The organism is Streptomyces sp. NPDC002206, assembly GCF_053593595.1.
Genome location: NZ_JBSFCW010000003.1, coordinates 174,772 through 189,506, shown reverse-complemented (window position 1 = coordinate 189,506; position 14,735 = coordinate 174,772). Strand labels below are relative to the sequence as shown.

Below are 14,735 nucleotides of genomic sequence, written 5' to 3'. Positions count from 1 at the left end.
CCCGATCCGTACCTCCGCACGCAGAGAGGCCCGCTGCCGACCATGGGCACCCCCGAACTGATCTCCCCGCGATCGCCGCGTGTCGCCGCCGCCCGGCGCCTTGCCAGGCGCAACTTCCGCGGCAAGGAGCGACGGTTCATCGCCGAGGGGCCGCAGGCCGTGCGCGAGGCCGCCGGGCACCGCGGCAGCGACGGTGAGCCGACGCTGCTGGAGCTATTCGCCACCGTCGAGGCGGCCGAGCGGTACGCCGACATCGTCGACGCCGCCCACGCGGCCGGCGCCCGGGTGCACCTCGCCGACGGCGACACGCTCGCCGATATGTCGCAGACCGTCACGCCGCAGGGCCTGATCGGTGTCTGCCGCTTCCTCGACACGCCCTTCGAGTCCATCCTCGCCGCGAAGCCCGCCCTGGTCGCCGTCCTCGCCCATGTGCGCGACCCCGGGAACGCCGGCACGGTGCTGCGCTGTGCCGATGCCGCGGGCGCCGACGCCGTCGTGCTCACGGACGCCTCAGTGGACCTGTACAACCCCAAGTCCGTGCGTGCGTCAGTCGGTTCGCTCTTCCATCTGCCGGTCGCCGTCGGTGTACCGGTCGAGCAGGCGGTACGGGGGCTGCGGGACGCGGGCGTACGGATCCTCGCCGCCGACGGCGCGGGCGACGACGACCTCGACGACGAGCTCGACGCCGGCACCATGGGCGGGCCGACCGCCTGGGTCTTCGGCAACGAGGCCTGGGGCCTGCCGGAGGAGACCCGGGCGCTCGCCGACGCCGTCGTACGGGTACCGATCCACGGCAGGGCGGAGAGCCTCAACCTCGCCACCGCTGCGGCCGTCTGTCTGTACGCCTCGGCGCGCGCCCAGCGCCCCCGCCGCACCACCGGCTGACCGCTCCGCACCCCCGGCCCGTCCCCGGCCGCCAGGCACATCGCAGCGGTGCGCTCCCACAGGGTGTCGCTCCGTCACCGACGACTAGTAGGGTGACGGACTCGGGGACCCACTGCACCGGTTCGAGAGGTGGGGTACGGGAATATGGCAGTCGGCATGAGCAGGCCGCGCGAGTCGCGCATCGACCGCGCGGACAGCATCGCGATCGTCACCACTGTCGCGGACGCGGACGGAGCCATCGACCCCGACGACCTCCCCGACGGCCTCGTCATCGCCGACGAGACGGGCCGGGTCATCTGCTTCAACTCCGCCGCCGCCCGGATCACCGCCGTCCCCCGGGCCGCAGCTCTCGGCCGCCCGCTGGAACACGCACTGCCGCTGGAGGACCTGAAGGGCCGCCGCTGGTGGGCGCTGACCGACCCGTACGGCGGCCTCGCCACCCGGGTCGGACAGCCCGAGCGGAATCTGCTGCTTCCCGGCGGCCGTGAGGTGCTGGTCTCCGCCCGGTACGTACGCGAGCGCCCCACCGGGCCCGTACGCCGGCTGGTGATCAGCCTGCGCGGCACCGAGGCCCGCCGCCGCACCGAGCGCAGCCACGCCGAGCTGATCGCGACCGTCGCCCATGAGCTGCGCTCCCCGCTGACCTCGGTCAAGGGCTTCACCGCGACCCTGCTCGCCAAATGGGAGCGGTTCACCGACGACCAGAAGCGGCTCATGCTGGAGACCGTCGACGCCGATGCCAACCGCGTCACCCGGCTCATCGCCGAACTGCTCGACATCTCCCGGATCGACTCGGGGCGCCTGGAGCTGCGCCGCCAGCCGGTCGACCTCTCTGCCGCCGTCGAACGGCACATCCAGGCGCTCACCGCGACCGGTCTGGCGCCCGACCGGTTCCTCGTCCGCACCCGGCAGCCGCTGCCCGCCGTATGGGCCGACCCGGACAAGGTCGACCAGGTGCTGGGGAACCTGCTGGAAAACGCGGTGCGCCACGGCGAGGGAACCGTCACCATTGAGGTCGCACCCGCACCCGCGACCAGAGACGAGAAGGGAACGGCCGTCACCGTGAGCGACGAAGGCCCCGGCATCCCCGAGGAGTCGATGGGCCGTGTCTTCACCCGCTTCTGGCGCGGGAGCAAGCGTGGCGGAACGGGCCTGGGCCTCTACATCGTCAAGGGCATCGTGGAGGCGCACGGCGGCACGATCACAGTCGGCCGCGGGCCCGGCGGCGGTGCCGAGTTCCGATTTATTCTGCCCGTGGGGGCGCCGGCCTACCTGGCCTGAGCAGCCCGCGGGCTTCTTCGACCCCTCGCGGCCTTTAGACTCGACCTTTGGCACCTTTGTGTCCTCCAGTCGTCGAGCGGGGCCACGGGGGTCCGGGGGTATCCCCCGGTAAGAGCAGTATCAGCCAATCGGAAGCACGGGAAGAGATGTCGGCACCGAACAAGTCGTACGACCCAGTCGAGGTCGAGGCACTGAAACCGGAAGAGATCGAGCGCATGCGGGACGAGGCGTTCGCCGCCTTCGCCGCCGCGGGCGACCTCGACGCGCTCGCCCAGGCGAAGACCGCGCACACCGGCGGTACCTCGCCCCTGTCGCTCGCCAACCGGGAGATCGGCGCCCTGCCGCCGCAGGCCAAGGCCGAGGCGGGCAAGCGCGTGGGCCAGGCCCGCGGCGCCGTGAGCAAGGCCCTCGCCGGCCGTCAGACGGAGCTGGAGGCCGAGCGGGACGCCCGTGTGCTGGTCGAGGAGGCGGTGGACGTCACGCTGCCGTACGACCGCACTCCGGCCGGCGCCCGCCACCCGCTGACGACCATCATGGAGCGTGTCGCGGACGTCTTCGTGGCCATGGGCTACGAGGTCGCCGAAGGCCCCGAGGTCGAGGCGGAGTGGTTCAACTTCGACGCGCTGAACTTCGTGCCCGACCACCCGGCCCGGCAGATGCAGGACACCTTCTTCGTCCAGGGCACCACGCCCGACGGGAAGCCGACCAAGGGCGACGAGTCCGGCATCGTGCTGCGTACGCACACCTCGCCGGTCCAGGCCCGCACCTTGCTCGACCGTGAGCCGCCCGTCTACGTCGTCTGCCCCGGGCGGGTCTACCGCACCGACGAGCTCGACGCGACGCACACCCCGGTCTTCCACCAGATCGAGCTGCTGGCCGTCGACGAGGGCCTCACCATGGCGGACCTCAAGGGCACCCTCGACCACATGGTCCAGGCGCTCTTCGGCCCGGAGATGAAGACCCGGCTGCGGCCTAACTTCTTCCCGTTCACCGAGCCGTCGGCCGAGATGGACATGGTCTGCTACGTCTGCCGCGGCACGTCCGTCGGCAACCCGGACCGCCCCTGCCGCACCTGCGGCAGCGAGGGCTGGATCGAGCTCGGCGGCTGCGGCATGGTCAACCCCAAGGTGCTCATCGCCTGCGGCGTCGACCCCCAGAAGTACAGCGGATTCGCCTTCGGGTTCGGCATCGAACGGATGCTGATGTTCCGCCACAACGTCGAAGACATGCGAGACATGGTCGAGGGTGACGTCCGGTTCACCCGGCCGTTCGGGATGGAGATCTGATGCGCGTCCCGCTTTCCTGGCTGCGGGAGTACGTCGACCTGTCGGCGACCGAGACCGGCCGTGACGTACAGGCCAAGCTCGTCGCCGTCGGTCTGGAGGTCGAGACCGTCGAGCACATCGGCGCCGGCCTCAAGGGCCCCCTGGTTGTCGGACAGGTACTGACCATCGAGGAGCTGGAGGGCTTCAAGAAGCCCATCCGCTTCTGCACCGTCGACGTCGGCAACGCCAACGGCACCGGTGAGCCGCAGGAGATCGTCTGCGGAGCCCGTAACTTCGCCGTCGGCGACAAGGTCGTCGTGGTCCTCCCCGGCGCCGTGCTGCCCGGCGACTTCGCGATCGCCGCACGCAAGACGTACGGCCGGACCTCGCACGGCATGATCTGCTCCACCGACGAGCTCGGTATGGGCGACGACGGCACGCACGGCATCATCGTGCTGGCGCCGGAGCACGAGGTCGGCACCGACGCGATCGAGCTGCTCCAGCTCGTCGACGAGGTCCTCGACATCGCCGTCACCCCCGACCGCGGCTACTGCCTCTCCATGCGCGGCGTCGCCCGCGAGACCGCCATCGCGTACGGGTTGCCGCTGCGCGACCCGGCGCTCCTCGACGTGCCCGCGCCGAACGCGTTCGGCTACCCGGTGAAGGTGGCCGACCCGATCGGCTGCGACCGGTTCACCGCGCGCACCGTCGTCGGCCTGGATCCCGAGGCGCGTTCCCCGATCTGGATGCAGCGCCGGCTGCAGAAGGCCGGGATGCGCCCGATCTCGCTCACCGTCGACATCACCAACTACGTGATGCTGGAGCTCGGCCAGCCGCTGCACGCCTACGACCGCACCCGTATCGACGGGCCGATCGGGGTGCGCCGCGCCCAGCAAGGCGAGAAGCTCACCACGCTCGACGGCACGGTCCGCGTCCTGGACGCCGAGGACCTGGTCATCACCGACAACCGTGGGCCGATCGGTCTCGCGGGTGTCATGGGCGGCGCCAACACGGAGATCGCCGACGCCCAGAACGGTGAGAACACCAGCACCGAGGTCGTCATCGAGGCCGCGCACTTCGACGCGATCTCGATCGCCCGGACCGCACGCCGTCACAAGCTGTCCTCCGAGGCGTCCAAGCGCTTCGAGCGCGGCGCGGACCCGGAGGCCGCGGCCGCCGCCGCGCAGCGCACGGTCGACCTGCTGGTGCTGCTCGCCGGCGGCACCGCCGAGGCCGGTGTCACCGAGGTCACCGCCCCGTCCGCGCCCCGCACCATCGCGATGCCGGCGGACCACCCCGACCGGGTGGCCGGAGTCGGGTACGGCCGCGAGACCGTCGTACGCCGCCTCCAGCAGGTCGGCTGCGACGTCTACGGGCAGGACGAGCTGCTCGTCACCGTGCCGTCCTGGCGGCCCGACCTGAGCGAGCCGAACGACCTCGCCGAAGAGGTCATCCGGCTCGAGGGGTACGAGAACCTTCCGTCGACGCTGCCGACGCCGCCGTCCGGGCGCGGGCTCACCGACCGCCAGCGGCTGCACCGCAGGGTCGGCCGGGCGCTCGCCGGAGCCGGCTACGTCGAGGCGCTGAACTACCCGTTCATCGGGGACGACGTCCTCGACCAGCTCGGGTTCGATGCCGACGACGCCCGCCGCCGTACGGTCAAGCTCGTCAACCCGCTCTCCGACGAGGAGCCGGCGCTGCGCACCACGCTGCTGCCGGGCCTCCTCGGCGCACTGCGGCGCAACGACGGCCGCGGCAGCCACGACCTGGCACTCTTCGAGACCGGTCTCGTCTTCAGGCCGACGGGCGACGAGACCCAGGCTGTACGCCTGCCCGTCGAACACCGGCCCAGCGACGAGCAGATCGCTGAACTGAACGCCGCGCTGCCGCGGCAGCCGCGCCGTGCCGCGGTCGTCCTCGCGGGCGCCCGCGAGCAGGCCGGCTGGTGGGGTAAGGGCCGCCCGGTGGACTGGGCGGACTCCATCGAGGCCGCTCGTGCCATCGCCCGCGAGGCGGGTGTCGAGCTCATCGTCCGGAACGACCAGCATGCGCCGTGGCACCCCGGCCGCTGCGCAGCACTGTTCGTCACGGCGAACGACGCGGAGGCCCTCGTCGGGCACGCCGGTGAGCTGCACCCGCGCGTCATCAAGGAGCTCCATCTGCCGGAGCGGACCTGCGCCATGGAGATCGACCTCGACCTCCTGGAACAGGCTGTCGACGGCGCGCTCCAGGCTCCGCGGATCTCCACCTTCCCGGTGGCGACCCAGGACGTCGCGCTGATCGTCGCGCAGGACGTGCCCGCCACCACGGTGGAGCAGGCGCTGCGTGCCGGCGCCGGTCAACTCCTCGAATCGCTGCGGCTGTTCGACGTCTTCACCGGCGAGCAGATCGGCGAGGGCAAGAAGTCGCTGGCGTACGCGCTGCGGTTCCGGGCCCCGGACCGCACGCTGACCGTCGACGAGGCCACGGCCGCCCGCGACGCGGCGGTCGCCCTGGCTGCCGAGCGGGCCGGGGCGGTGCTGCGCGGAGCGTAGTACGCCCACGGCGTCCGTCCAGCGGGTGTGCGCGCCCTCCCCATGGCCTTGACGGCAGGGGAGGGAGGGACCCCTCGACGGGCTTGAAGGCACGATGGTGAGGAGGGGGCGTATCCGGTGGCCGGATACGCCCCCTCCTCCTGTGCTCGCCGAACGGCGGGGGACCGCACGCGGGCCCCGTCCCGGCCCGGGGGAACCCGGTTCCGGTACGGCCCCGCAGCCACCCTCCGATCGGTGGGCAGTGGGTCGTGCGATCCGGCGCCGCCCGCGCTGCCACGGAGTGTCGGGCAGGTCGGCAGGGCGAACGGCGCTGGTGCGGGTCGTCGACTGTACGAGGGGGAGCAGACGACCCGGCCGCCTCTTGCGAGGCGACTGATTCAACCGATCAGCGCCCAGGCGCAACAGAGTGCGCAGCGGGACGGTTCGGGCATTCCGTTCACACCCCGTGTGAAACGTGCTCCACTGGGGCGACACGCCTCAAGGCGTGTCCGGCGGAGGAGGGGCAATGGAGCCCAATATTCTGCTCGAGGCCCTGATCGACGAGGCGGGCGTCTCCCGGGCGGGACTCGCCGCGCACGTGAATCGGGCCGGGCGCGCCCGAGGGCTGTCCCTGCGGTACGAACACACCGCCGTGGCGCGCTGGTTGAAAGGCCAGCGCCCGCGCGGTCAGGTGCCCGATCTGATCTGTGAGGTGCTCGGCGACCGGCTGCACCGGCCGGTTTCGCTCGACGACATCGGCATGGCGTGCCCCGGCGGCGGTGCACCCGTGCCGGCCTCCACGCTCACCGGGTTCGTCGAGCGGGCCACCGCGCTGTGGCGCTCCGACGAACAGCAGCGCCCGCACATCCTCGCCTCGGCGGCCGTCACCGGCACGACGGCGGTGATGCCGGTCTGGGAGTGGGAGAACCCGCCGGAGGACGCCGATGTCTCCCGTGCCGGTACGACCCGCGTCTCCCCGGCCGACATAGCGATGCTGCGTGCGGCCCGTTCCCACTACGAACTGATGTACCGCAGGGCCGGTGGCATCGCGACCCGTTCCCGCATCGTCGGCTTCCTCAACGCCGAGACCGCCCCGCTGCTGCGCGGCGGCTACAGCGATGCGCTGGGCCGCCAGCTGCACCGGGCGATCGGCGGGCTGGTGGCCGTCGCGGGCATCTGCGCCTACGACTCCGACGCGCACGGTCTGGCCCAGCGCTACTTCCACCAGGCGTTGCGGCTGGCCAAGGCGAGCGGGGACCGGGGGTTCGGCGGGTATGTGATCGCCCTGCTCGTCAACCAGTCGCTGTTCCTGGCGGAGTTCCGGCAGTCCGTCGCGTTCGCGGAGGCGGCGCTGCGGGCCGCGGGCCGGGACATCACACCCGCGCTGGCCGCCGATCTGTACGCGATGCAGGCCAAGGCGTACGCCCATCTCGGCGACGGCCACAATGCCCTGGAGTGCATCCGGCGCGCCGAGTCTGAGGCCGGACGCATCCGTCCCGGGCACGAGCCCGACGAGACGGGGTACGTCGAGCCGGGCCTGGTCAATGTCCAGGTGGCCGAGGCGCTGCTCCGCCTCGGCGATCTGCCGGGGGCGCGGGAGCACGCCGCCGCGGCGGTACGGACCCCGGCGCACGACCGGGGCCGCGTGCACCGGCTGGCCATACTGACGCATATCGAGCTGCGGCAGGGGGAGGCGGACCGAGCGGCCGGCACGGCGGCCGAAATGGCGGAACGGGTCCGGGGGATGGAGTCGCAGCGGCTCCGGGACCGGCTGCGGGCGGTGCGCGAGGATCTGATCGCGAGCGGGTGCTCCGACGCGGAACGGGCCGCCGAACTCATCGAAGGAGCGCTGCGCGTACCGCTCTGAACGTTCCCCTCCGGAGCTGTACCTGCTGCGATGTTGCCACCAACATGTCGGAAGGTGGCAGAACTGTGCAGTGGACGAATCTGAACGAACAAACGGTGTATGAAAACCGCTGGTTCCGCGTCAATCTGGCGGACGTCGCACTCCCCGACGGGCGACACCTCGACCACTACCTCGTGCGGCTGCGCCCGGTCGCCGCGGCAACCGTCGTCAACGAGGCCGATGAGGTACTCCTGCTGTGGCGGCACCGGTTCATCACCGACAGCTGGGGGTGGGAACTGGCCGCGGGCGTCGTCGAGGACGGCGAGGACATCGCCGCCGCGGCCGCCCGGGAGATGGAGGAGGAGACCGGCTGGCGCCCCGGCCCGCTGCGGCCGCTGCTGACCGTGGAGCCGTCGAACGGCCTCACCGACGCCCGGCACCACCTCTACTGGGCCCAGGAGGCCAGCTGGACAGGGCATCCACAGGACGACTTCGAGTCGTCGCGGCGTGAGTGGATACCGCTCAAACTGGTGCCCGACATGATCGCCCGGGGCGAGGTCCCGGCCGCCAACATGGTGGCCGGGCTGATGATGCTCCATCACTTACGGCTGGGGTGAGCCCGGCCCACCGCCCGGACGGGACCCGGGCTCCGTGACAGCCACGCACGCGGGGCCGGCCGGGGCATCCCTGGCCGGCCCCGTGCGGCCCCGATCAGTGGTCAGGAGTACGGGTAGAAGCCCGAGCCCGTCTTGCGGCCGAGCCGGCCCGCGTCCACCATCCGCAGGAGCAGCGGGGGAGCGGCGTACAGCGGCTCCTTGAACTCGGCGTACATCGAGTCGGCGACCGAGGCCACGGTGTCCAGACCGATCAGGTCGGAGAGCTTCAGCGGGCCCATCGGGTGGGCGCAGCCGAGCTCCATGCCGTTGTCGATGTCCTCGCGGCTGGCGATGCCCGACTCGAACATCCGGATCGCGGAGAGCAGATACGGGATCAGCAGCGCGTTGACGACGAAACCGGAGCGGTCCTGGGCGCGGATCGGGTGCTTGTCGAGCACGTCCTGCACCAGGGCCTCGGCGCGCGTGACCGTCTCGTCGGACGTGGTCAGCGCGGGGATCAGCTCGACGAGCTTCTGCACCGGGGCCGGGTTGAAGAAGTGGATGCCGATGACCTGGTCCGGGCGGGAGGTCGCGACGGCCAGCTTCACCAACGGGATGGACGAGGTGTTGGAGGCCAAGATCGCGTCCCGCCGGGTCACCACCTGGTCGAGCACCTGGAAGATCTCGGTCTTGACCTGCTCGTTCTCCACGACGGCCTCGATGACGAGATCGCGGTCCGCGAACTCGCCGAGGTCGGTGGTGAAGCTGAGGCGACCGAGTGTCTCGTCGCGCTCCGCCTCCGTGATCTTGCCGCGTTCGGCGGCCTTGGAGAGGGAGTTGTGGAGCCGGGTGCGACCGATCTCCAGCGCCTCGCCGGTGGTCTCGGCCACCTTGACCTCGAGGCCGCTGCGGGCGCACACCTCCGCGATGCCTGCGCCCATCTGGCCACAGCCCACCACTCCGACGCGTGCAATGTCGGCCATAGAGTCCGTCACCTCGTGCCTTTCGCTGATCTCTGTTCGGCGGGCACCCGTCTGATTCCGGGCCCCGCCTCGACCCCCCGACGTTACTCCGCGACCCATGGGTCATGACGGGCCGGGGCGGGCATGCTCAGCGTTGCGCCCGGATACCAGGGTGATGGATGAGGACACAGAGACGGCAGGTGGCAACGGAATGCGGCAAATCGCCCGAAGGGGCTTTGTGGCGGGTGCGGCCGGAGTGGTCGCGGGGGTAGTTGCAGGAACCGCGGGGGCGGGTGAGGCCGTCGCCGTACCGCAGACTGTTCCGAAGGCCCGGACAGGTGGGTCGTCCGGACAGGAGGCCCGCTCCCACTCCGTCTCCCGGCGTGAGCTGCGCGGCATGTGGGTCGCCACCGTCGCCAACATCGACTGGCCGTCGGCGCCCGGACTCACGGCGGCGGAGCAGCAGGCCGAGCTGATCGCCTACCTCGACGAGGCAGTGGACCGGCGGCTGAACGCCGTGATCCTCCAGGTCCGGCCGACTGCCGACGCGCTCTGGCCGTCGCCCTACGAGCCGTGGGCCCAGTACCTCACCGGGGTCCAGGGCCAGGACCCCGGCTGGGACCCGCTGGGCACGGCCGTCCGCGAGGCGCACCGGCGCGGCCTCGACCTGCACGCCTGGTTCAACCCGTACCGGGTCGCCAACCACACCGACCCGTCCCGGCTGATCCCCTCCCACCCCGCACGGCTGCACCCCGACTGGGTCCTGCCGTACGGCGGGAAGCTCTACTACAACCCCGGACTGCCCGAGGTCCGCCGCTTCGTCCAGGACGCAATGCTCGACGCGGTTCGCCGTTACGACATCGACGCCGTCCACTGGGACGACTACTTCTACCCGTACCCGGTCGCCGGACAGGTCTTCGACGACGACGCCACGTATGCGAAGTACGGCGCGGGCTTCCCGGACAAGGCCGCCTGGCGCCGCGACAACACCGACAAGCTGGTGCGCGAGACCGCCGAGCGGATCAAGAAGATCAAGAAGAACGTCCAGTTCGGGATCAGCCCGTTCGGAGTCTGGCGCAACGCCGCGACCGACCCGCTCGGCTCGGACACCAAGGCAGGTGTGCAGACCTACGACGATCTGTACGCGGACACCCGCGGCTGGGTCAAGAAGGGCTGGATCGACTACATCTGCCCGCAGATCTACTGGAACATCGGCTTCGCCGCCGCCGACTACGCCAAGCTGCTGCCCTGGTGGGACGAGGTCGTACGGGGCACGGGCGTCGATCTCTTCGTCGGTGAGGCGCTCTACAAGGCCGGCGACCCGGCCCAGCCCGCGGCCTGGCAGGACCCGGCCGAACTCTCCCGCCACCTCGACTTCGCCGCTGCCTACGACCAGGTCCGCGGCCACGTCTACTTCTCGGGGAAGGACGTCGTGACCGACCGGATCGGCACGATGGCGCAGGTCGTCGCCGACCACTATCGCCACAGGGTGCGCCCTCCTCGCTGACCCGAGGAGAGCGCACCTGGCTGTGGTGCGGTCGGGGATGGTCCGCCCGGGGGCCCCTAGAGGGTCTCCGGGTCCCGGCGCCGGACCACGGTGTGCTGGACGACGGTGTCAGGACCTGGCGAAACCAGGTGTTCGTGTCCGTCGTCGGCGCGGACGCGGTACGGGGGAGCGCCCCCGTCACCGAGCACTTCGACGATCTCTGCGACCTTGTCGGGCTGGCCCACGGTCCTGCCGTGCGTCAGCAGCCGGTCGCCCGGGTGTGCCTCCATCGGGAGTGACCTCCTCACGGGTGGCGGTCCTTGTCGACAAGTCTATGACCGGACGCCCTTGCGCACCGGACGGACTACCGCCTGGCCCCCGACCGCTGCGTGGCCGCGATGCAGACGAGCACGGCCACCGCTGCCACCGGCGCGGCCGCCGAGACCTCCTCACCGAGCAGCAGGAACGACCACACCAGGGTCAGCAGCGGCTGCGCGAGCTGAAGCTGACTGGCCCGCGGAACACCGATCTCCGCCATGCCGCGGTACCAGACGTACAGGCCGACGAAGGTCGAACCCACCGCCACCCACACCAGGCCGATGACCCCGTGTGCGGACAGCCGCACCGGCTCGAAGGAGAGCGCGACCGCCGCGCCCACCACCATCAGCGGCGCCGCGAGGACCAGCGCCCAGCCGATCACCTGCCACCCCGGCATCACCCCTGCCAGCCTGCCGCCCTCCGTGTACCCCGCCGCGCACACCAGCAGCGCGCCGAACAGATACAGATCGCCCGCGGACAGCGCGCCGCCGCTCTGCTGCACGGTGAAGGCAATGACCACGGCCGCCCCGGCCAGCGCCGCGATCCAGAACGTACGCGGCGGGCGCGTCCCGGTCCGCAGCGACGAGAGCACCGCCGTGGTCAGCGGCAGCAGCCCCACGACGACCGCCGCGTGCGACGAGGTGGAGGTCTGCAGGGCCAGCGTCGTCAGCAGCGGGAAGCCGAGCACCACACCGCCCGCGACGACCGCGAGCCCGCTCCAGTGGCCCCGGTCCGGTACCGGGACCCGTCCCGCGAGCAGCGCCCCGCCCGCGATCAGCGCGGCGAGCAGGCTGCGCAGGGCCACCAGCGACCAGGGGCCGAAGCTCTCCAGCCCCCAGACGGTGGACGGAAACGTCAGCGAGAAGGCGACCACGCCGAGTCCGGCGAGAAGAGTGCCGCTCCTGCCCGCCGGCGGGGCAACCGCTATCGATGTGGATCGGGTAGCGCTATCCTGTGCTGTCATGCAAGAGCGTAGCAGTGTCGCCGCACTGGCCAGTTCCCTCCGGGACGAACTGAACCGCTACTCACCAGGTGGGAAGCTGCCGTCGAGTCGGGCCCTCGTGGAGCGCTTCCGGGTCAGCCCCGTGACCGTCTCCCGGGCCATCGCGCAGCTCGCCGCCGAGGGGCTCGTCCTCACCCGCCCCGGCTCCGGCGCCTTCCGGGCGCAGCCCCGTACCGACGCGTCCCCGCCCGGCGACACCTCCTGGCAGGAGATCTCCCTCAGCGGCGACGGTGGCCCCGAGGTCGTGCCGCGAACCGTCGACGCGTCCGGTGTCCTGGTCACACTCACCGCACCGCCGCCCGGCGTCATCGAACTGAACGGCGGCTACCTCCACCCCTCGCTCCAGCCCGAACGGGCACTCGCCGCCGCCCTCGCCAGGGCCGGCCGCCGCCCCGGCGCCTGGGGCCGCCCGCCCACCGACGGTCTCACCGAACTGCGTGCCTGGTTCGCCCGCGAGATCGGGTCCTCGCTCACCGCAGCCGACGTACTGATCACGGCGGGTGGCCAGAGCGCCCTGGCCACCGCGCTGCGCGCCCTCGCCCCGCCCGGCGCCCCCGTCCTCGTCGAATCGCCCACCTACCCGGGCATGCTGGCGGCCGCCCGCGCCACCGGACTGCGGCCGGTCCCGGTACCGGTCGACGCCGACGGGGTGCGACCCGAACTGCTCGCCGCAGCCTTCCGGGCCACCGGCGCCCGCGTCTTCGTCTGCCAGCCGCTCTTCCAGAACCCGACCGGTGCGGTCCTCGCCCCGGACCGGCGCGGCGAGGTCGTCCGGATCGCTCGCGAGGCGGGGGCCTTCGTCGTCGAGGACGACTTCGCCCGTCGGCTCGTCCACGACGACGCGGGCCCCTTGCCGGCGCCGCTGGCCGCCGACGACCCCGACGGCGTCGTCGTGCATGTCTGCTCCCTCACCAAGATCACCTCACCCAGCCTGCGGGTGGGTGCGCTGGCCGCCCGCGGACCGGTACTGGAACGGCTGCGTGCCCTCCAGGTCGTCGACAGCTTCTTCGTCCCCCGCCCGCTCCAGGAAGCCGCCCTGGAACTGGTCGGCTCCCCGGCCTGGGGTCACCATCTGCGTTCCGTATCGACGGAGTTGAAGAACCGGCGGACCGCCATGACGGTCGCGCTGCGACTGGAACTGCCCGACTTCTCGCTCCCGTACATCCCCGCGGGCGGCGGCAGCCTCTGGCTGCGGCTGCCGGATGCCGCAACCAGCGCGGACGAAGCGGCGCTCGTCTCGGCCGCGCTGCGCACGGGCGTCGCGATCGCGCCGGGCCGCCCCTACTACTGCGCCGAATCTCCGTCCGCCCAGGTCCGGTTGAGCTTCGCCGCGGTCGCCGGAGCGGGCGAGATCGCCGAGGGTGTGCGGCGGCTGCGCGCCGCCTGCGACAAACTCTTCGCCGCCCCCGGCCCGCACCACCTATCCTCCGGACATGACTGACAGCCCCCAGCAGCGTTACGAGATCTCGTCCGATCCGGCCCGGCTGGACCCGGCCCGGATCCACCACTGGCTCTCCACCGACGCCTACTGGGCCCTCGGCCGTACCCGCGAGAAGCAGGACCTGGCCATCGCCGGATCGCTCAACTTCGGTGCGTACGACACCACTTCGGGGGAGCAGGTCGGCTACGCCCGGGTGGTGACGGACCATGCCACCTTCGCCTGGCTCTGCGACGTGTACGTCGAGCGTTCGGCCCGCGGTCATGGTCTCGGCACCCGGCTCGCCGCCGCCGTGCGCGACCACCTCGCCCCGGCCGGCATCCGCAGGCTCATGCTCGCCACCGACGACGCCCACTGGGTCTACGAGAAGGTCGGCTTCAAGCCGCTGAGGAACCCCGAGAAGTGGATGTACCTCCGGCTCGACGTCGTCGGATCCGTCTGACAAGGCGCCCCCTTGACCTGGGCGGCGTTCCGCTCCACGATCTCCGCCATGAGTGTTCGAGTCTCGCTCGTCGCCGCGGCGCGCAGCTCCTCACTGCTCGCCGAGCGCTTCGACGACGACCGGCCGCTCGACCAGGCCGGCTGGCACGAGGTGCAGCTCGCCGCGCAGGCCCTGGTGCCCCTGGGCGCCGCCGAACTGCGCTACTGCTCGCCGACGGCACGCAGCCGCGCCACCGGGGAGGCGCTCGGTTACGCCCCGATGGCCCAACCGGCTCTGCGCGACTGCGACATGGGCCGCTGGCGCGGCTTGACCCTCTCCGACGTGGCGGCCCGCGAACCGGCCGCGGTGGACGCCTGGCTCGCCGACCCGCGCTCGGCACCGCACGGCGGCGAACCCCTGCTCGCGTTCATCACACGGATAGGGGGCTGGCTGGACACCCGCCCCGCCCGCGAGGGTTCGATCGTCGCCGTCGCGGAACCGGCCGTCGTCCGGGCCGCCCTCGTCTACGCGCTGGGGGCGCCGCCCTCGACGTACTGGAACGTCGACGTCCGCCCGCTCTCCACCATCACGCTCACCGGACTGCCGGGCCGCTGGAGCCTGCGCCTCGAAGCGGGCCCCCGCTGATCCGGTGAACCGTCCCCCGTGCGGGTGCGCGACATCTTCCCGCCGGTCCGACCAGTCGGTATGTTGCCCATCGACC

General features: G+C 71.8%; 13 protein-coding genes. 10 read left to right on the top strand and 3 right to left on the bottom strand.

Annotation, left to right across the window (positions count from 1 at the left end; genetic code table 11):
- Nucleotides 1-42: 42 nt before the first annotated feature.
- From ACWCP8_RS09010 to ACWCP8_RS08985, 6 genes are all read left to right on the top strand, one after another.
- A complete protein-coding gene (locus tag ACWCP8_RS09010) occupies nt 43-885 on the top strand; it encodes a TrmH family RNA methyltransferase (protein WP_352266091.1) in 843 nt (280 codons plus the stop codon).
- A 156-nt stretch (nt 886-1,041) separates the two neighbouring features.
- A complete protein-coding gene (locus ACWCP8_RS09005; protein WP_382842697.1) occupies nt 1,042-2,166 on the top strand; it encodes a sensor histidine kinase in 1,125 nt (374 codons plus the stop codon).
- Nucleotides 2,167-2,312: 146 nt separating this feature from the next.
- A complete protein-coding gene (pheS, locus tag ACWCP8_RS09000; protein ID WP_352266093.1) occupies nt 2,313-3,452 on the top strand; it encodes a phenylalanine--tRNA ligase subunit alpha in 1,140 nt (379 codons plus the stop codon).
- Complete coding sequence (gene pheT / locus ACWCP8_RS08995; RefSeq protein ID WP_451115044.1) at nt 3,452-5,965, top strand: phenylalanine--tRNA ligase subunit beta; 2,514 nt, start codon at nt 3,452-3,454, stop codon at nt 5,963-5,965. The genes pheS and pheT overlap by 1 nt, the downstream gene beginning before the upstream one ends.
- 505 nt (nt 5,966-6,470) lie before the next feature.
- On the top strand, nt 6,471-7,811 hold the full coding sequence (locus ACWCP8_RS08990; protein WP_352266095.1) for a transcriptional regulator: 1,341 nt from the start codon (nt 6,471-6,473) through the stop codon (nt 7,809-7,811).
- A 65-nt stretch (nt 7,812-7,876) separates the two neighbouring features.
- The gene (locus ACWCP8_RS08985; RefSeq protein WP_352266096.1) at nt 7,877-8,407 is read left to right on the top strand and encodes an NUDIX hydrolase; all 531 of its coding nucleotides are present in this window, start codon (nt 7,877-7,879) and stop codon (nt 8,405-8,407) included.
- Nucleotides 8,408-8,508: 101 nt separating this feature from the next.
- Here ACWCP8_RS08985 and ACWCP8_RS08980 read toward each other — a convergent pair whose 3' ends face one another.
- Nucleotides 8,509-9,369 (bottom strand): 3-hydroxybutyryl-CoA dehydrogenase, encoded by an 861-nt coding sequence (locus ACWCP8_RS08980; protein WP_267006126.1) that lies wholly within the window; start codon nt 9,367-9,369, stop codon nt 8,509-8,511.
- A 190-nt stretch (nt 9,370-9,559) separates the two neighbouring features.
- On the opposite strand from ACWCP8_RS08980, the gene ACWCP8_RS08975 reads away from it, so the two are divergent.
- Nucleotides 9,560-10,855 carry a glycoside hydrolase family 10 protein gene (locus ACWCP8_RS08975; RefSeq protein WP_451115332.1) on the top strand — a complete coding sequence of 432 codons (1,296 nt, stop codon included), beginning with the start codon at nt 9,560-9,562 and terminating at the stop codon, nt 10,853-10,855.
- 56 nt (nt 10,856-10,911) lie between these two features.
- On the opposite strand, the gene ACWCP8_RS08970 is transcribed toward ACWCP8_RS08975, so the two are convergent.
- Nucleotides 10,912-11,124: a DUF1918 domain-containing protein gene (locus tag ACWCP8_RS08970; protein ID WP_352266097.1), complete on the bottom strand. Its 213-nt coding sequence runs from the start codon at nt 11,122-11,124 to the stop codon at nt 10,912-10,914.
- A 74-nt stretch (nt 11,125-11,198) separates the two neighbouring features.
- Entirely contained in the window at nt 11,199-12,116 is a 918-nt protein-coding gene (locus tag ACWCP8_RS08965) for a DMT family transporter (protein ID WP_451115041.1), read from the bottom strand.
- On the opposite strand from ACWCP8_RS08965, the gene ACWCP8_RS08960 reads away from it, so the two are divergent.
- From ACWCP8_RS08960 to ACWCP8_RS08950, 3 genes are read left to right on the top strand one after another with little or no spacing between them, the layout of a single operon-like run.
- Nucleotides 12,115-13,596 carry an aminotransferase-like domain-containing protein gene (locus ACWCP8_RS08960; protein ID WP_352266099.1) on the top strand — a complete coding sequence of 494 codons (1,482 nt, stop codon included), beginning with the start codon at nt 12,115-12,117 and terminating at the stop codon, nt 13,594-13,596. The genes ACWCP8_RS08965 and ACWCP8_RS08960 overlap by 2 nt on opposite strands.
- Nucleotides 13,589-14,035, top strand: coding sequence for a GNAT family N-acetyltransferase (locus ACWCP8_RS08955; protein WP_352266100.1), 447 nt, complete (start codon nt 13,589-13,591; stop codon nt 14,033-14,035). The genes ACWCP8_RS08960 and ACWCP8_RS08955 overlap by 8 nt, the downstream gene beginning before the upstream one ends.
- 48 nt (nt 14,036-14,083) lie before the next feature.
- Entirely contained in the window at nt 14,084-14,659 is a 576-nt protein-coding gene (locus ACWCP8_RS08950) for a histidine phosphatase family protein (protein ID WP_382842703.1), read from the top strand.
- Nucleotides 14,660-14,735 lie beyond the last annotated feature (76 nt).